Below are 18,221 nucleotides of genomic sequence, written 5' to 3' on the forward strand. Positions count from 1 at the left end.
GGGACATCGGGCATCGGATGTATATCGCCAGAATCGCCCAAAACATCGTCGATCCGGCCCAGGCCATTCTGGGCTATCAGGAACTGATTACGGAAGAGGTGCGTGAAGCGGGACCCAGTGATGCTTTGCCGGACCTTGAAAGGATATTGAGCGCCGCCCGGGAGCTGAATACATTGATCAAGCGGCTTCTCGACATCGAAACGCTGGAGAGTGGGAATGCCCCCTCGCTCGATAGGCTTTTACGGCATGATCTCAGAACGCCCCTGAATGCCATCCTCGGCTATTCCGAGATGTTGATCGAGGACTTCGCCGATACCTTGCCGGCGCGTCTGCTGGAGGATGTGTCGAAGGTCATTCGTGAAAGCCGCAATTTGCTTGCGCAGATTGACGAAACACTTGATGGGTCGCCTCCTGATGCGGATCAGGAATTTCAGCCTAAATTCGATGGAACGATTGCCGCCGATCTGGCTAGGACAATGGCGACCCGCTCTTCGGCCGTCACGGAACGCGCAGGACGTATCCTCATCGTCGACGACACGGCGTCAAATCGCGATCTCCTGTCCAGACGGCTCCGCCGCGATGGACACACCGTCGTAGCGGCAAGCTCCGGCGAAGAGGCGATTCGTATCTTCGATCAGCAGGAATTCGACCTCGTATTGGCCGATATCCTGATGCCGGACATGAACGGTATAGAGCTTCTCGGCCAGCTTAAATCGGACCGACACTTTCGCGAGATCCCGGTCGTGATGATTTCCGGCCTGAAGGATGACGACGCCGTTGCCCGTTGCATTGAGGCGGGGGCCGAGGACTATCTCCGCAAACCAATCAATCCCGTCCTGTTCAAAGCCCGCATTGCCGCCTGCCTCGAGCGTCGTCGTTGGCGAACGCGCGAAAAGCAATATCTGGCGCAGATAGAATTCGAGAAGGAGCGGGCAAACGCCCTGCTTCATGCGATTCTTCCGAAGCAGGTGGTGAAGCGGCTTGCGGACGGAGAGGAAGTGATCGCCGATCGCATCGATATGGTGACTATTATTTTCGCCGACATCGTCAACTTCACGGAATTTGCAGCGCGAACGCCGGCTGCAGCGCTAGTCCGGAGACTGGGAGACCTGTTTAGTCGTTTCGACGAACTTGCTGATCAATATGGCATCGAAAAGATCAAGACGATCGGTGATGCCTATATGGCCGCGTCGGGACTACTGGACCCTCGCGTGGATCACGCCGTCGCCGGCGTTGCATTCGCCAAGGCACTGCTGGCCGAAATGTCTGGACGAGTCGATGATGGATCAGCGCTCACCTTGCGGATTGGCATTCATAGCGGGCCGGTCATCGCTGGCCTAATCGGTCGGAAACGCTTTGTCTATGATGTCTGGGGACATACGGTGAATGTTGCAAGTCGCATGGAGTCTTGCGGCGCACCAGGTCAAATTCAGATATCGCAAGCGACGTTCGATGCAATTGGCGAAGGGCGGATGCCCGCCCGCCGGGAAATCATCAATATTCGCGGCATCGGGAGATGCACAACCTACCTTTTGGAATAACACATCCTGTCGCCGTGCTCCATGCGTCTCTGTTGCAAAGAACGACGGCTGGTGCACAACGGTTCGTGGTTGCTGTTTCAAGCCGTGTAGACGCCGAAATGCGTGCTGATGAGACGCACATCCCCATCACGCTGTGGACGAAATGCGTATCAGGCTTCCCTATACGCTTTATGACAACCGTTGCGATCAAGAAAAACATGGGGGCATAAATGGCAAATCCCGCTGCGAACCGTAAGCTCCGGAGCCGGGGTGTAAACTCACCTATTTGGCGTAGCAGCTCCCGATAGCGTGGAAACGCCGTCACTGCGCGGCGGGAGCGCGCCCTTGCAAGACTAAATCCGGGTGACTGATGCCGACCCCGCAATCCGGCATGATGCACTTGGCGTAGATTCTCAAAGTTGCTCGATTTGCCTTGAATGTGGATAGGCAAAATTATGTGAGACCGGTTCAAAGGACAGCTGCAACTGCATCGCATCCACAGAGCCCAAAATATTAACTCAGGAGTTTCGGCGCCAATTGCCAGGCGTCAGGCCGGCGATACTCGAAAAAACCCGCGTGAAATGGCTCTGATCCGCGAAGCCGCAGGCGATGGCCACCTCTGCAAGCGGCGCGTTCGAGGCCCGAAGCAACTCCCGGGCGCGATTTACCCGCTCGCTGAGAAGCCATTGATATGGTGTCATCCCGGTCGTTTCCCGAAAAGCGCGAATGAAATAGCCTCGAGACAGGTTGCAAACCTTCGCGACCTCCGAAATCGAGATGTTGCCGTCGAGGTTTTCGAGAAGCAGACTTTTCGCCAGATGCTCATGCGAACGCGACAGGCTTCGTGATCTGTTGGAGGCTGCGATGGGCCGACCGCCATAGCGTTGGACCAGATAGGTCCCGATGGCAGTCGCCATTTGGTCGACGAACAGCGCGCTTGCTTCCTCGGGTTTTTCGAGTGCCGGGATCAACGCGCGAGCAAGATTGGCAAGCACGATATCTTTTGAAGCGGTTTCGGCTGCCAGCGACGTCACACCGGGAAGTTCGGCGCCTTCGGCAATCCTGATGAGAGACGCAGGCGAAATTTCAAGCAGAAGGAAATCGAAAGGACCGCTAAGATCTGCCTTGTAGCCTTCGGAGAGATCGCGGATATAGATCGAGTTTTCCGTAAAATCGTGGTTGGTCGCATGATGTTGATGATAGATGCGCCGCGTATGGCCACCGAGCGAAGATACGCCGACAACGAAACCTCGATCGCTTGCCGATGTCTTGACCTGATCGAGCTGCATGACGCTCGTTCCCTTGCGGAAGACCGCGATATCCGATCCTGCCAGAGCCTGGTTGATCGACAACTGCTTCAGAGGACATCCAAAACCATCCGTCGCCGGTCCAGCGGGTGATTTGATGTGACGATCGGAAATAGGAACCAAGACGCACAGCTTTCATTTTGAGACGCTGGAGCTGGGTTCTGACCCACTTTGGTGGCTCAGGCCTTCCGCGCCGACTTCTGGTAGGTCGCCGAATCTCTTCGACGAGGATGCTTTTGTTCAAGATAGACGTTTGAAAGGTGTATAGGAACCTTCAAGGCGTGGCATCTCAGCGGACGGCTATACAGTCCCCAGCCCGGATGATCGAGACACATGTGAGTGAAACGTTGGCGGCCAGTGAGAGAATTGCGGCATGTTTTGGTGTCGAGGCAGCGAGGGCGCTGGCGATCAGGCCTCTTCGCGAGGCGAAGCTCTCTGTCGTTCATCTTGACCACTCCTATGAAGACGGCGAGCATCCTGTCTTCCTTCCGGCCGATGACGCCTTCCTGGTCATGCTTTATCTCGTCGATGTCGACCATTGCGACATCTGGCCAGACCGACCTCCGGCACCTTTCAAGAGGTATCCCAGGGGCTCGATTTGTCTAATCGGCCTGAAGGATGGAGCCGCAATCTCCATTCGCGGTCGTTTTGAGGTCCTTGCGTTTCATATCCCGAGCTCGCATTTTGCCGAGCTGGCGAAGGACGCAGGAGAACCTCGCGTCGATGACCTTGCGACCTGTCGCGGGGTTGACGATCAGGTGATCCGCAATATTGGTGGAGCACTGATGCCGATGTTCGATATGCCGGAAGAGGTGAGGGATACGCTGCTTCCGCATATCGGGTTGGCGTTAAACGCCCATCTCGCGCATCGTTACGGACGATCGCCCGCCCAGCGCCTGTTGGCCAGCGGTCAGCTGTCTCCTATGCAGGAAAAGCGTATCAAGACGTACATAGCTGCGAACTTATCGGGCAACATACCGGTCGATAAGATTGCCGACGCGACCGGTTTTTCATCGGATGAGCTCCGTTCCGGCTTCTTGAATACGACTGGGCAGTCCGTTCTCGAATGGATTTCGGCGTGTCGGATGAATAAGGCCCAATCACAACTGAGCCGGACCGGTGAGACCATCGCCCAAGTGGCTGAAACGTGCGGTTTTGCGGATGAGAACACATTCGTCGAGACCTTCACGAAGGCCGTGGGAGTCACTCCGCGGGAGTGGCGTTCACGCAACCGGCACTAACAGATTTCACGATCGAGCGGCGCTGCGCTACGATCTTTCCCACGTCCATTCCCGTCGATCTCGGCTTTGAGGAAGAAGCCTAGGAATGTTCTGACGAGGACCATTTTGGATGGGATTGTTTCCCGCGAATCCGGATGCGACGCTAACAGCCGCACCCGGACTTACTAATCAGGCCTCGACGAACTTCAAGAGATCGGCGTTCAGGACATCGGCATGGGTTGTCAGCATGCCGTGCGGATAACCCTTGTAGATTTTGAGAGTACCGTTCTGCACCAGCTTCACGGACAGCCTGCCGGTGTTGTCGATCGGCACGACCTGGTCGTCGTCGCCGTGCATGACGAGGGTCGGAACGGTGATTGCCTTCAGGTCTTCCGTCTGGTCGGTCTCCGAGAAGGCCTTGATCCCATCGTAATGGGCCTTGGCGCTGCCCATCATGCCCTGCCGCCACCAATTCTGGATGACGCCAGGATAAACCTTAGCGTCGGGACGGTTGAATCCGTAGAATGGACCGGTGGGAAAGTCGACGAAGAGCTGCGCGCGGTTTTCGGCAACGCCCTTGCGAATGCCGTCGAAGACTTCCATCGGAAGGCCGCCCGGATTTGTCTTGGTCTTCAGCATCAGCGGCGGTACGGCGGAGACCAGAACAGCCTTGGCGACGCGGCTGGAAGGCTGACCGTATTTTGCGACATAACGGGCGACCTCGCCGCCACCTGTCGAGTGCCCGATATGAACGGCGTTCTTCAGGTCGAGGGCTTCAACGAGAGCGAAGGCGTCGGCGGCATAGTGGTCCATATCGTGACCGTCTGCGACCTGCGCGGAGCGTCCGTGACCGCGTCGGTCATGGGCGACGACGCGATAGCCCTTGGATAGGAAGAACAGCATCTGTGCGTCCCAATCGTCCGACGAGAGCGGCCAGCCATGGTGGAAGACGATCGGCTGGGCATCCTTCGGACCCCAATCCTTATAGAAGATTTCGACGCCGTCCTTGGTGGTGATGTAGCCCATTGTGTTGTCTCCGTTAATTGAGATTGTGGTAGAAGCAATGTTGGCCGCAAAGCCGAACGATGAGGGGAGCACCATGGCCGCGGCGGCGGCAGCTCCGGAAAGCAATGCGCCGCGGCGCGTGATGGAAGGGTAGTTCTCAGTCATTTTCGCGTCCTGCGATCCCTGTCTTGTGCCCTGAGGCTGTGTTCGTCTGTTGCCGAGATATTGCCGTCGAGAGCCAATGCCGACAATTGCACCAATAGTTTCGATTTAATTGCGATTTTCGCACCAATGGAGGGTGCGGCCCGGCCGCTCTCTACTGGCCATCTTAAGCCGCACCGGGCCGGTTGATTGCCAGGAAATGCCGGACGACAGGCTTGTCCGTCCCTGAATGATAGGCAAGCAGCTGACCTTGAAGATCGGCGTCGGCGTTCGATACCCGCTTGTGCTGTCGGAGATGTTCAGCCCAGGATTCCACCATGAACCATTCGACGATCTTTTGCGGATCGGCAGAGTCTTCCGTCACACCCCATCCGTAGGCACCGTCACGCCGCCGCTCGTGGGACATTTTGTCCAGCGCATGCAGGAAGGCGGTGCGATGATGTTTTTCGACATTGTATTCGATCAGGATCAGGACCGGGCCTCGATCATGCGGAACCGGTTCTGCGACGAGTGGTTCGGGCCAGTGGTTTGACGGGACCAGATCGGCATCGCCCGACGGCAGCTTGATACGGTGCATGATCAGTCCAGCCACGAGCAGTCCGCCCGCACCGATCACCAATGTGCCCGACACGCCAGCAACTTCGCCGACAGCACCCCAGCCGAGACTGCCGGCCGTCATCGCACCGTTGAAGACAGTCAGATAGACGGCAAGGCCCCGCCCCCGCACCCAGTTCGGCAGGATCGCTTGCGCGGCGCCGTTGAGAGTGGTGAGGGCGGTGATCCATGCTGCACCGAGGAACAGAAGGATAACGACCGCCAGCCATTGCGGTGGAGCCAGCGACAGTGCCGCCATGACCAACGCCGTCACGAGCGCAGATCCGAGTTGCAGGCCGTCGGCATCGAAACGCTGCCGCAGCCGCGGCATGACGAGCGCGCCGCCGATTGCACCTGCACCGACAGCGCCGAGAAGGATGCCGTAGAAGCTGGCGTCACCGCCCAGGAGTTGGCGCGCGACCAACGGAAGCAGCGCCCAGACAGCACTGGCGAACGCAAAGAAGATCGTCGCTCGAAGCAGCACGACATGAAGCGTCGGGCTGGCGCGGGTGTAACGCAGTCCTGCCCGGAAGGCGCCGAAAAACCCTTCCGACAACGCGTCGTTGGCATCCTTGGCGCGCGGCCACCAGATCAACGCCGCGATGACGAGGACGTACGTCGCAACGTCGACGCCGTAGGTAACGGCGGCACCAAAAGCGGCAAGCAGCAAGCCACCAGCCGCAGGACCGATTGAGCGCGCAATATTGATGCCCAGCGAATTCAGAGCGACGGCACTCTTCACATCTTCGCGAGGCACGAGTTCGGGCACAACCGCCTGCCATGTCGGTCCCATGAGCGCCGCACCGATACCGCCAAGGAAGGTCAGTCCGATCAGTGAACTGATCGTAAGCAATCCTGTATGGGCAAGAGCCATCAACGTGAGACTGACCGAGGCAAGCAGGATCTGCACGGCAATCAGGAACTTACGACGATCGAGGATGTCCGAGAGAACGCCTGCCGGGATTGCCAATAGGAAGATCGGCAGCGTGCCGGCCGCCTGCACCATGGCGACGGCCGCAGGGGCAGCGGAAAGATCCGTCATCAGCCAAGAGCTGGCGACGTCGCGCATGAAACTGCCGGTGTTGCCCAGAACCGTAGCCGCCCATAGCACCGCGAAGACGGGTTGACGGAGCGGTGCGAAGCTACCGGAGGATTTTGTGACGCTCATTTGCTCGTTCCCTTGGCGATATCGATTGTTGCTACGATCACGAACGCGCCAGCGAGACCGAGATGTTCGAAGAAGGCATTCGTCGCCATCATGCGATCCACCCCGGAAGGCATTTCCCAGAATCGAAGCGCAACGAGGGTCGCGAGAAAGGTGAAACCGGCGAGAGCCAGAGCACCCGCCCAGCGCCCGAAGCCGGAAACCACCATGGCGGAGGCCGCAAGCTCGAAGACAATGACGGCAACGGCGAAGAACGATGTCGGGTGAAGCCCGAAATGCTCCATTTCGGCAATGGCGCCGTTAAAGTCGAAGATCTTGGTTAGCGGACCCTGGATGTAGGCGGCGCAGAGAGCAAGAAGCGCTAGGGACCGCGTTGCCGGCGCCGCGACGGCACCCGCGAGAAGCGCGCTTAGGCGGCCCGTGGACGAAGAATGATCAATCATGTCTGCTCCTGTAGTGTTGGCCGGTCGAACCGAGCGGCACTGTTTCGGCTTGTGGAGCGATATTGGCCGGAAAGATTGCCGCCAACAATTGCATCAACAGTTTTGAATTAATTGCGATTATCGCAATAAATCTGCGCTCGTAGGTCGAACGGGCAGCGCAATCCGCTACCCATTCCATTCGCTGAGCACGATGCGGGCGTCGCTTCACACCGCCCAGCACGAGCAACCGAGAGCTCCGAAGAAGCCTTTGAGGTCGGCTATCGGCAGTTTCGATGTCCAGGCGCTGGCATGGTCGTGACCATGTACGCCGCAATCGCTGGCACAGCCACAGGAGGCGATGGCAGTACGACGCAGGGAATGGCGACCAGCCCCTTCCGGTTCGCCCCAGCCGGCATAACCGCCGAACTTGCGCACCGGCGACCAGTCCGGCATGGCGGGTGGCACGGCGTTTTCGTCCAGCGTCTTGAAGTCGCCGGCGCCGTAGACGATCTTGCCGCCGACCATGGTTAGGGCGGAGGTGAGGAAGGAGATCTCGTCCTCGGCGCAGGAGAGGAAGTCCTTGTCGGGCACGATCAAGTCAGCGAACTGGCCCTTTTCGATGCGGCCCTTCTTGCCTTCCTCGTTCGAGAACCATGTAACCTTTTCAGTCCACATGCGCAGCGCCGTTTCACGGTCGAGGCAATTGGAACGCGGATAAAGCTGCATGCCGCCGATGGTCTTGCCAGTCACCATCCAGGAAAGCGAGACCCAAGGATTGTAGGAAGCGACGCGCGTCGCGTCCGTTCCGGCCGAAACGTTGACACCCTTGTCGAGTATGCGCCTGATCGGCGGCGTCGCCTCGGCGACCCCGTGGCCGTATCGCTCGACGAAATATTCGCCCTGATAGGCCATGCGATGCTGCGTGGCGATGCCGCCGCCAAGGGCCGCGATGCGGTCGATCGAGCGATCGGAAATGGTCTCGGCATGATCGAAGAACCAGTTCAGGCCTTCGAGCGGGATGTCCTTGTTGACCTTCTCGAAGACGTCGAGCGCGCGGCTGATCGTTTCGTCATAGGTAGCGTGAAGACGCCAGGGCCAACGGTTCTCGGCGAGAATGCGCACAACACCCTCAAGGTCCTCTTCCATTTCCGGGGCCATGTCCGGGCGCGGCTGGCGAAAATCCTCGAAATCGGCGGCGGAGAAGACCAGCATTTCGCCGGCACCGTTGTGACGGAAATAATCGTTGCCCTGCTTGTATTTGACCGTCTGCGTCCAGTTGAGGAAGTCCTGCTTCTCCTCCTTCGGCTTCTGCGTGAAGAGATTGTAGGCAAGCCGGACAGTCAGCTGATTTTCATCCGACAGCTTCTGGATCACCGCATAGTCGTCCGGGTAGTTCTGGTAACCGCCCCCGGCATCAATGACGCCGGTGACGCCGAGCCGGTTCAGCTCGCGCATGAAATGGCGGGTGGAATTGACCTGGTAGTCGAACGGCAGTTTCGGCCCCTTGGCGAGCGTCGAATAAAGAACGCCGGCATTCGGCTTTGCCAGCAGCATGCCAGTCGGGTTGCCATTGGTATCGCGGGTAATTTCCCCGCCCGGCGGATTCGGCGTATCGCGGGTGTAACCGACGGCACGAAGTGCGGCGCCGTTCAGGAGCGCCCGGTCATAGAGATGGAGCAGGAAAACCGGAGTATCCGGCGCGATCGCGTTGATCTCTTCGATCGTCGGCAGGCGCTTTTCGACAAACTGATGTTCAGTGAAACCGCCCACGACCCGCACCCATTGCGGGGCTGGCGTGATCGCCACCTGCCGCTTCAGCATGTCCATGGCGTCGGCAAGGCTGCGGATGCCATCCCAACGCAGTTCCATATTGTAGTTGAGACCGCCACGCACGACGTGGGTGTGGTTGTCGATCAGGCCGGGCAGCACACGTTTGCCCTTTAGATCGATCACCTTTGTATTCGGTCCGGCAAGCGCCATGATCTCGCTGTCGCTGCCCACTTCCATGAACAAGCCATCCTTGATGGCGATCGCCGTGGCATTCGGGTTGGTGCGGTCGAGCGTGGTGATCAATCCATGATGAAGGACGATATCTGCATACATTGGAGCGACTCCGGTCTTGACGGGATCGGCGGCATGGGCCGTAGAAAACAGATTTGAAAAGGCGAGGCTCGAAGCTGCGCCCAGGAAGGTGCGGCGCGTCGTCATCAGCTTTTCCCCGAGGTTGGATGTTCGCGGGGGGAGGTCACCTCCACCACGTTCGGACCGCCTTGCGGGAGGTGGCCGAACATGTGCGGCTTTACCTGATGAAGCCAGGAAAGGGCAGCAGGCTCGCGAGTCCAGATGCTTTTTGCCAGCGGCACGAGCTGCTCGCCGACGAGGATCCCAAGCAAACCGATGAGAGCGACGACAGGCGGGGCGGGCGAACGGACATTGAGCAGGCTGTAGATCACGCCCACCAGCAGGCCGGCACCGAGTGACAGGAGATAGATTTTCATGGAGGAGACCCTTCGCTTTGGAGGAAGCAATCGCTCCGGCAGGTGGCGTCCTGCCGGAGCGATGCCGGGTTTACTTGGCCGGATTGGGGCCGATGCGCCTGCCGTGGCTGACCCGCTCGGAGCCGCCGTGAACGTGGGTGACGGCATAATCGATACCCATGCCGTAAGCACCGGAATGCTCCTTCACCAGAGAGGTAACCGCCTCGTAGGTTTCCTTGCGGGCCCAGTCGCGCTGCCATTCCAGCAGGACCTGCTGCCAGGTGACCGGAACGACACCCGCCTGCACCATGCGGTCCATGGCGTATTTGTGCGCATCGACAGACGTGCCGCCGGAGGCATCCGCGACCATGTAGATTTCATAGTCGGTATCGTTCATGCAGGAGAGGGCGAACGTCGTGTTGCAGACCTCGGTCCAGAGACCAGCGACGACGATCTTCTTGCGGCCGTTGGCGGCGTTCTTGGCAAGTGCATCGCGGACGTTCTGATCGTCCCAGGAGTTCATCGAGGTGCGCTCGAGAATGTCGTTGTCGGGGACGACGGCGAGCAGTTCGGGGAAGGTGTTGCCCGAGAAAGAGTCGGTCTCGACGGTGGTGATCGTGGTCGGGATGTTGAAGATCCTGGCTGCTTTGGCAAGGCCCACGACGTTGTTCTTCAAAGTCTGGCGATCGATCGACTGGACGCCGAAGGCCATCTGGGGCTGCTGGTCGATGAAGATGATCTGGCTGTTTAGCGGGGTCAGGACCTGAAGCTTATTAGACATCTCGTGTTTTCCTTCTAGTTGGATTGAAGATAGCAAATGGGGCAGGGATCGCTGCGCGTCTTGAACGTTGGGACGCTGGATTGTCGGAAAGCGACCTGGCTGGAACATTAGGCCGCAAGTGGCGCAAGCTCGGCCTCGATTTGGGCACGGTAAGGCTCGTAGCGGCCCGGTAACTTCAGGGCCTCGCCAAGGTGCGCTGTGTCTTCGTCGCGGTTGAAACCGGGTTCGTTGGTGGCGATTTCGAACAGCACGCCGCCGGGGGTGCGGAAGTAGATCGCCCAGAAGTAGTCGCGGTCGATGACCGGGGTGACCTGGTAACCCGTATCCATCAGCGCCTTGCGGACTTCAAGCTGTTTTGCGCGATTCTCGACAGCGAAGGCGATGTGGTGAACCGAACCTGCGCCCTGCCTTGCGAAGGGCGTCTGTGGAAGGGCCTCAAGGTCGATCGTGTCGGCACCATTGCCACCGGGGATAACGAACCGGGTGACGGCACCTTCGGTTTCAGTGCGCTGGTAGCCCATGAACTCGAGCAGCTCGGCGGTGGCAGCCGTGTCGTGGAGACGAAACCGTGCCCCGGAGAAGCCCCGGATGGCGACGCTGTCATCAATTCCGGCACCATTCCACGCTGTACGGACGTCGCCGGCCGTTTCGATCAGGGCAAGACCTTCACCATCCGGACCGATAAAGCGCAGGCGGTTGGCGCCGAAGGTTTTATCTGCTTCGAGGAGGTTCGTATCTTTCGCGGTCAGGCGATCCTGCCAGAAGGAGAGCGAGCCTTCCGGGACGGCGAACTGTGTCTCGCTGACTTCGCCAACGCCGGCCCGGCCGCGCATCGCGTCAGGGAATGGAAAGTAGGTCACGACCGTGCCAGGAGTGCCGTTCTCATCGCCGTAGTAGAGGTGATAGACAGCCGGGTCGTCAAAGTTCACGGTCTTCTTGACCCGGCGCATGCCCAGGGTCTCAGTGAAGAAGGCGTTGTTCCGGCGGGCTTCCGATGCCATGGACGTGATGTGATGCAGTCCCTTGATATCTTTGATCATGATGCTTGTCTTTCCGTCGCTGCGTTGTTCGTGTGGTGTGATTAAAAATCTACGCTAGTTGATCAGCGGTCGGAATTGCAATAAAACTTGCGAGTGAATTGTCCGGGATGAAATAATAGATGAACGACTATAAGGCTCTGAGGACCTTTCTTCTGGCTGCCGAGAAGCGAAACTTTGCGCAAGTCGCGCGCGAACTGGACATGACGCCCGCAGCGGTCACCAGAGCGATCGCCGCCTTGGAGGAAGACCTTGGGGTGCAGCTCTTTGTCCGGACCACGCGTCAGGTGTCGCTGACCACCGACGGGGCGATCTACGCTGCGCAGATCCAGCCAGCGATGGCTGCGCTGGAGAATGCCCGCAAGGACGTGATGAACACGCACAAGGCCGATCACGGTCGGCTGCGGATCAGCGCGCCGACCTGGTTCGGCCAGCAGGTGCTTCCTCCCATCCTTTCAAGCTTCCAGGAGCGATTTCCCAAGATCAGCTTTGAAATCTCCCTCGCGGACGGTCTCGTGAACATCATCGACGATGACTACGACCTCGCTATCCGCATCTCGGCTGCACCGTCCGACAAGTTCACAATCTGGCGGAAGATCAGTTTCGTGCGCCGTATCCTCGTCGCCGCTCCAGGGAGCCGATTCGCAAACATGAAGCATCCCAGCGAGCTGACCCCTGACGACTGCCTTGCATACAGCGGCGAGAGCAAGCGGGAGAACTGGACGTTGTCGGACGGCAGTGGCAGTACCAACATCTCAGCAGGGCGCGCGTTTAGCGCCAACAGCGGCGAAGTCCTCGCAAGTATGGCTGCCGACGGGGCGGGTGTCGCCATGCTGCCGAAGTTCCACGTAGCCGAGCAACTGCGCACCGGAAGGCTGGTCCATGTCCTGCGGAACTGGTCGCCGCCGGACTTGTGGCTGACCCTATATTACCCCCCATACCAGGCGCTGCCACCGCGCATTGCCTCGTTTTCGAAATTCTTCGAACAACAAGTACCGGCGTTTATGACGGCGATGGAATGACCTTCGCCGTGATAAAGTGGACTCCGCTGCTATTACAAAAGCCTTTTAAGACAATATTACAGCATCCTGGGCGCCAGGTTTTGGATAGAGGTTTTGCCGCATCCCATCACGGGCCGTCAGTTCGATCCCTTTCAAGGCGAAGGACTGCGCGGCCGATAGCTTCTGTCCACCGTCTCCGGAGCCATGCCGGCGGCAAACCTGCCGAAGAGATTCTTAGCGTTTGATCTTTGCGCTCTTACCCTTAACTGCGACCAGCTTCTTCGCATTTCCCTCGACACGCGACACGCCTTCTCTAAGCTCAAGGCGCTTCTTCGGGCCAAAGCTGAGCGATCCGTCGACGCTCTCTGGAAGACTGTCGGCGACATCATCAAACTCTTCGAGGCGCAGGAATGCGCGAATTACTTCGCTGCTGCGGATATGACCCCGATTAAAGTGGATGCGCTCTAGATCACCAATCTTGCTGCCCCGACTTACGTTCCGCATCATTGTGCGGGTCATCGAGCGATCACCACGGGCTGCGTTCGTGAATTTTGTTGTGTCCAGGAGAATGATCTCACGTCAGCGGTAATCGCGTCGGTCAAATGGAACATAACCCAGCGCTAAACGTTGAATGACGTCGGAGTGTAGTTACGAGTAAATGCACCGTGCTAGGCACTCCTAGGAGACGTATATGGATATCACCACGCTTCTCATCATAGTTCTGATCGTTGTTCTGCTTGGCGGCGGCTGGTACGGCCGAGGACGCTGGTATTAACGACGCCGCGGAGACTTGTCCACGCAGGGACTCCCCGAGATATAAAGTTACTGGCAAACTGAAAAAACGCCGCAACGGCCTCCCTATTCCGGAGCCACCGCCAGTAATGGCGCTTATCCTGCGCTTTGTTGGACCCGAGTGCCGGAGGCGGGAGTGTGCTGTCCTCTGGTCCACTCACGGAAGAGGCCGTAGGCGACCGCAGAATTGGCCCAAGAAAGGTTCCATTGAAATCAAAGGCGATGACGCCGCCAAGGAGCCCGAAGAGGGCAGGTGGTGGTCTTGCCGAGGACGGTAAGGTCTGATGAGATTGTCAATGCTGCTGACGAGGAGCATGCCCCACGCTGCGACGAAGATATTCCACCAAACGGTCGCAGGATAAGAAAACCATAGCGCCACCGAGCCCCCTGGCCCACTTTAGACCATGCCATCAATTCAGAATTGATCACTTTGTCCGGCAACGGACCAACTGAAATCAATTGGATTTGACGCAGGGATTAAAACGGACGGCATCCATCGCGCCAAGCCTGATCGAATGTTCTTCAACAAAATGTCGGTGTGGACTCGATAGGACAAACTCGCAGCCACAATTGCTGGAATCTCGGAAGCACCGGCCCAAAATCGCTCCTAGCCCAGGAGTATACTATACGTTGAAACTAGAACCTTCATTGCGAACAAGCCATGATCGACTTTCAGAACATTGAAGACGCGCAGACACTGGCGCAAGCGATTGTGAATACCATTCCAGAGCCCTTTATTGTGCTCGACGACCGGTTTTGTGTGCTGGCTGCCAGCCGTTCTTTTTATGAGATGTTCAAGTCCGATCCCGAAGATACAAGAGGGCGTCTGCTTTACGCGCTCGGTGACGGTCAATGGGACATTCCCGCCCTGCACGTTGTTCTGGAGACGATCATTCCCGAACATGCCTCGATGGAGGGCTTTGAGGTTACGCATGATTTTCCAGATCTCGGCCGCCGGATCATGCTGCTCAACGCTCGACAGGTCACCTACGGGGATAGCGCCCGCTCGACGATCCTCCTGGCATTCACCGATGTCACGGAGCGCCGCAAGATCGAGTGCGAAAAGGAAGAGCTCCTTAAGCAGACAGAGCAGTTGCTACATCAGAAGGAAATCCTGCTGCAGGAAATGCAGCACCGCGTTGCCAATAGTCTCCAGATCATCGCCAGCATTTTGCTGTTGAAAGCGCGGGCGGTCACGTCCGAGGAAACACGGCGCGACTTGCGGGATGCCCACCAGCGCGTAATGTCGGTCGCCGAGGTGCAAAGGCACCTCCACGTATCCGGCATTGACCAGATCGAGGTCGGGTCCTACCTGGCGAAGCTTTGCGGCAGCCTGGCATCTTCGATGATCGGCGAAAGCCAGCCCATTGCGATCAATGTGATAGCGGACGAAGGAAGGATCGGGTCCGACAAGGCTGTCGGCCTGGGTTTGATCGTCACCGAGCTCGTGATCAATGCTGTAAAATACGCTTTCCCTGTCGCCAGGGCGGACGCCGTGATCCTCGTTACCTATGAGATCAGGGGGGCGGATTGGAAGCTTATCGTTTCCGACAATGGCGTAGGAAAGCAAGCCGATGGTGCAGCCGAAACAAGCGGCGGCCTGGGGACGGCGATTGTCCAGGCTCTTGCGAAACAGCTCGACGCGCGAGTGGACATGGTCAGCAGTCGCTCCGGCACGAGCGTGTCGGTTACGCGCGCGACCTTCACGTCGCAATTGCAGCGCGGGGTGTGAACTTTTTTCCGTGATCCGGGCGACCGCTCCTTCATCAAACGCCGGGTGCCGATGAACGGAACCCATGCTAGATATGACCCGTTACCGCCCGGTCAGCGATCCGGGTCAGGCTCTCCAGATAAGGTCCGGGTTACTTTGTCTCCTGACCTGATTGTCGAAATGGAGTGATCTGGCCATGACTTCCTTTCCGGGAATCTCGACAGCCATGGCTACAGTGGTTATAGTTCCACAGGACCGGCGAGAGTTGTAAATCGCAGTCTTTCGAGAGGATCCGCAACGTTTTATCGAAGTCAACGGGATCTTTCGGCGCATTGTCGCTCGTCGCAAGGGTGTTCGATCATTGCGAGAAGGTGCGCCAAAGGCATTCGATCGGCGATCAGAGCTGAGGACTTGCCGCATGCTGTTTCCTGCAATCCTAAAATCAATCGTCCGGACTGGCAGTGTTCGGTTGATCGATGGGGCGGGCAAGGTTCACGAGTATGGAGACGGCACCGCACCTCACTGTACGATCCGGCTTGGCGCTCGCCATCTTGACTATACGTTGGCCCTGAACCCCGAATTGTCGATAGGGCAAGCCTACATGGATGGCTTGCTGACCATCGAGGAGGGAACCCTTTTCGACTTTCTCGAAATCGCTGCCAAAAACTACCGCAACTTCGAGCAGATGGCTTGGTTCTCGCTGTTGTCCCGCATCATGCGTCGGCTGAAGCAATGCAATCCGATCGATCGCGCACGGCGCAACGTCGCCCATCATTATGACCTGTCCGGCCAGCTCTACGATCTCTTCCTCGATAAGGACCGCCAGTATTCCTGCGCCTACTTCACGAGCGCGGACGATGATCTCGAGGCGGCGCAGGAGCATAAAAAACGCCACATCGCCTCAAAGCTGCTCATCGACCAACCGGACCTTAAGATACTCGATATCGGCTCCGGCTGGGGCGGCCTCGGTTTGTACCTAGCCAAGGAGACGGGAGCTGACGTCACCGGCCTGACCTTGAGCGTCGAGCAGCACAAGGTATCGGAGGGGCGCGCTACGGCTGCGGGCCTCGCTGATCGCGCACGTTTTTGTCTCCGTGATTATCGTGAGGAACTTGGTCAATATGATCGGGTGGTTTCGGTCGGCATGTTCGAGCATGTAGGCAAGAGGAATTACGACGAGTTCTTTGCCAGGCTCGGCGATTTCCTGACCCCCGACGGCGTCGCGTTGCTGCATTCGATCGGATATTCCGATGCGCCTGCTCCGATCAATCCGTTCATTCGCAAGTACATTTTCCCAGGAGCGGATATTCCGTCGCTTTCCGAGGTCTTCGCGTCCGTAGAGCGTGCGGGCCTAGTTGTCACTGACGTCGAAATCCTGCGCCTGCACTATGCGGATACCCTCCGCCACTGGCGTGAGCGCTTCATGACTAACCGTCAGCGCATTGCGGCGCTCTATGATGAACGGTTCTGTCGCATGTGGGAATTCTATCTCGTTCTGTGCGAGATCGGCTTTCGCTTTCGCTCGATGATGGTGTTTCAGATTCAGCTTGCCAAGCGGGCAGACGCCGTCCCGTTCACCCGTGATTACATGGTGAACTGGGAGCAGGCCCATAGGATGATGGCAAACTCTGGTGTACGGGCTGCGGAATGAGGTAGCACCACCAACAAGACGTGGGCCTGAGATCACCGGTAGCCCGAGCGCTAAACAGAAGCAAATTGCCTCCGTGCAAATCTGCGCGCCGGCGTGCACACACAGACCGGCACCTGGTCACGATTTTGCTGCCGCCCCACGATCAGGATGATGGAGAGCCGGGAGGTAGTTCCCTTCGACGTCGCCGACCAGATCGCGTTCGCTGGCAAACTCACATCCGGCGCGTTGGTAACCAGCCATTTCAGAGGCGGGCTGTCGCGCGCCACGAACTTTCACATGGAGATCAACCGTGAGCGCGACGAACGCCCCACCTTACCTTTTGTGATTGAGGCCGCGAGATAAGCTCCTTCATAGACAGGAGTGGAACGGGATGGTTGGAGATCGCGCTGATGCCATGCTTGAAGTCATGGATGAAGGCATGCATGAAGCCAGGCATGAGGGAAAATATCGTCGGATTGAGGTGATCACCGGTCGGCACCAGCGGCGGAATTGGACTGACGAGAAGGCGCGGATCCTTGCCGAGAGCGCAGAACCCGACGTGAACATCTCGGCCGTCGCCCGACGCTGGGGCGTCAACCGCGGTTTGCTCAATGTCTGGCGCCGCAAAGCCGGGCTGACTTCTCGACGATCGGCGAAAGCCTGCGCGCAGCAGGCGATGTTCGTGCCGGTGACGGTGGTTGGCGATCGAGCGGCTTGCCAGGCTCTTCGTCGGATATCGCCCCCTTTGGAGTTGGTCGAATTGAGATCGAGATTGCCGGGGCGCGCATGACCGTGATCGGCTCGGTGGCGCCCGAGTTGGCGCAGGCGATGGTGGCGGCGTTGCGAGGACGCCGGTGATTGCAGTTTCGCCGAATGGCGTGAAGATCATGGTGGCGACGCAGCCTGCCGACTTCGGCGCGGCATGAATGGTCTGGTGGCACTTGTGGCGTCGGCGCTTGCGGCCGATCCGTATTGTGGCGACGTGTTCGTGTTCCGCGCCAAGCGTCTCGATCGACTTCGCTGCATTTACTGGGATGCGTCAGGCATGAACCTGGCGACGAAGTGGCTCGAGGCGGGCAAGTTTGGTCATCGCGCGCTTGAAGCAGGAAAGACATTGGGGCGCGTCGTATTACAAGTATAGGTCTGCATAGCGAAAAACATGCTGGAACAAGGGAGAGATGACGGTTGAATTCGGATCAAGGTGATGAAAATTGCCGGCCCGGACCGGATCGCTGTCGCGAGGCCAAATGGCTCAGGCAAAACGACCACTTCTGTCCGTGATCACCGGTATGTTGCTGCCGTCGAGGATTGTTCCCGTCGAAGTTCGATTGCCGCTCCTAGACCGGAAGATTCATCAACCCCAGCGAATGCGATAAACAGCGCATTGGTTGAGGCGG

The 18,221-nt window shown here is 58.3% G+C and carries 14 protein-coding genes and 3 pseudogenes; 7 read left to right on the plus strand and 10 right to left on the minus strand.

Annotated elements, in window-relative coordinates:
• Nucleotides 1-17: 17 nt before the first annotated feature.
• Entirely contained in the window at nucleotides 18-1,541 is a 1,524-nt protein-coding gene (locus QA644_RS21345) for an adenylate/guanylate cyclase domain-containing protein (RefSeq protein ID WP_283073257.1), read from the plus strand.
• A 497-nt stretch (nucleotides 1,542-2,038) separates the two neighbouring features.
• Here the strand turns inward: QA644_RS21345 and QA644_RS21350 are convergent, their stop codons facing one another.
• Nucleotides 2,039-2,872 (minus strand): AraC family transcriptional regulator, encoded by an 834-nt coding sequence (locus tag QA644_RS21350; RefSeq protein ID WP_283073979.1) that lies wholly within the window; start codon nucleotides 2,870-2,872, stop codon nucleotides 2,039-2,041.
• A gap of 290 nt (nucleotides 2,873-3,162) precedes the next feature.
• On the opposite strand from QA644_RS21350, the gene QA644_RS21355 reads away from it, so the two are divergent.
• Complete coding sequence (locus QA644_RS21355; protein ID WP_283073258.1) at nucleotides 3,163-4,068, plus strand: AraC family transcriptional regulator; 906 nt, start codon at nucleotides 3,163-3,165, stop codon at nucleotides 4,066-4,068.
• 168 nt (nucleotides 4,069-4,236) lie between these two features.
• On the opposite strand, the gene QA644_RS21360 is transcribed toward QA644_RS21355, so the two are convergent.
• From QA644_RS21360 to QA644_RS21390, 7 genes are all read right to left on the minus strand, one after another.
• Nucleotides 4,237-5,217 (minus strand): alpha/beta hydrolase, encoded by a 981-nt coding sequence (locus tag QA644_RS21360; protein ID WP_283073259.1) that lies wholly within the window; start codon nucleotides 5,215-5,217, stop codon nucleotides 4,237-4,239.
• 163 nt (nucleotides 5,218-5,380) lie between these two features.
• Nucleotides 5,381-6,976 (minus strand): MFS transporter, encoded by a 1,596-nt coding sequence (locus QA644_RS21365; protein ID WP_283073260.1) that lies wholly within the window; start codon nucleotides 6,974-6,976, stop codon nucleotides 5,381-5,383.
• Nucleotides 6,973-7,413, minus strand: a complete 441-nt coding sequence (locus QA644_RS21370) for a DoxX family protein (RefSeq protein ID WP_239603704.1) — start codon at nucleotides 7,411-7,413, stop codon at nucleotides 6,973-6,975. Before QA644_RS21370 ends, QA644_RS21365 begins: the two co-directional genes overlap by 4 nt.
• Nucleotides 7,414-7,620: 207 nt before the next feature.
• Entirely contained in the window at nucleotides 7,621-9,603 is a 1,983-nt protein-coding gene (locus QA644_RS21375; RefSeq protein WP_283073261.1) for an amidohydrolase, read from the minus strand.
• A complete protein-coding gene (locus QA644_RS21380; RefSeq protein WP_283073262.1) occupies nucleotides 9,603-9,893 on the minus strand; it encodes a XapX domain-containing protein in 291 nt (96 codons plus the stop codon). Before QA644_RS21380 ends, QA644_RS21375 begins: the two co-directional genes overlap by 1 nt.
• A 70-nt stretch (nucleotides 9,894-9,963) precedes the next feature.
• Nucleotides 9,964-10,653, minus strand: coding sequence for a hydrolase (locus tag QA644_RS21385; RefSeq protein WP_283073263.1), 690 nt, complete (start codon nucleotides 10,651-10,653; stop codon nucleotides 9,964-9,966).
• A gap of 107 nt (nucleotides 10,654-10,760) precedes the next feature.
• Nucleotides 10,761-11,693, minus strand: coding sequence for a ring-cleaving dioxygenase (locus QA644_RS21390; RefSeq protein WP_283073264.1), 933 nt, complete (start codon nucleotides 11,691-11,693; stop codon nucleotides 10,761-10,763).
• Between the two features lie 119 nt (nucleotides 11,694-11,812).
• Between QA644_RS21390 and QA644_RS21395 the strand changes: the two genes are divergently transcribed.
• The gene (locus QA644_RS21395; RefSeq protein WP_283073265.1) at nucleotides 11,813-12,712 is read left to right on the plus strand and encodes a LysR family transcriptional regulator; all 900 of its coding nucleotides are present in this window, start codon (nucleotides 11,813-11,815) and stop codon (nucleotides 12,710-12,712) included.
• Between the two features lie 213 nt (nucleotides 12,713-12,925).
• Here the strand turns inward: QA644_RS21395 and QA644_RS21400 are convergent, their stop codons facing one another.
• On the minus strand, nucleotides 12,926-13,210 hold the full coding sequence (locus QA644_RS21400) for a hypothetical protein (protein ID WP_283074090.1): 285 nt from the start codon (nucleotides 13,208-13,210) through the stop codon (nucleotides 12,926-12,928).
• 369 nt (nucleotides 13,211-13,579) lie between these two features.
• A pseudogene (locus tag QA644_RS21405) lies at nucleotides 13,580-13,835 on the minus strand (AI-2E family transporter); the annotation flags it as partial.
• A 309-nt stretch (nucleotides 13,836-14,144) separates the two neighbouring features.
• Between QA644_RS21405 and QA644_RS21410 the strand changes: the two are divergent.
• From QA644_RS21410 to tnpB, 4 genes and pseudogenes are all read left to right on the plus strand, one after another.
• The gene (locus QA644_RS21410) at nucleotides 14,145-15,215 is read left to right on the plus strand and encodes a histidine kinase dimerization/phosphoacceptor domain -containing protein (RefSeq protein WP_283073266.1); all 1,071 of its coding nucleotides are present in this window, start codon (nucleotides 14,145-14,147) and stop codon (nucleotides 15,213-15,215) included.
• A 397-nt stretch (nucleotides 15,216-15,612) separates the two neighbouring features.
• Nucleotides 15,613-16,845 carry a cyclopropane-fatty-acyl-phospholipid synthase family protein gene (locus QA644_RS21415; RefSeq protein ID WP_283073267.1) on the plus strand — a complete coding sequence of 411 codons (1,233 nt, stop codon included), beginning with the start codon at nucleotides 15,613-15,615 and terminating at the stop codon, nucleotides 16,843-16,845.
• Nucleotides 16,846-17,215: 370 nt separating this feature from the next.
• Nucleotides 17,216-17,682: pseudogene (locus QA644_RS21420) on the plus strand (transposase).
• Nucleotides 17,679-17,908: pseudogene (gene tnpB / locus QA644_RS21425) on the plus strand (IS66 family insertion sequence element accessory protein TnpB); the annotation flags it as partial. The pseudogenes QA644_RS21420 and tnpB, both read left to right, overlap by 4 nt.
• Nucleotides 17,909-18,221 lie beyond the last annotated feature (313 nt).

The organism is Rhizobium sp. CC1099 (genome assembly GCF_029714385.1).
In the GTDB taxonomy this organism is placed as follows: Bacteria; Pseudomonadota; Alphaproteobacteria; order Rhizobiales; family Rhizobiaceae; genus Rhizobium.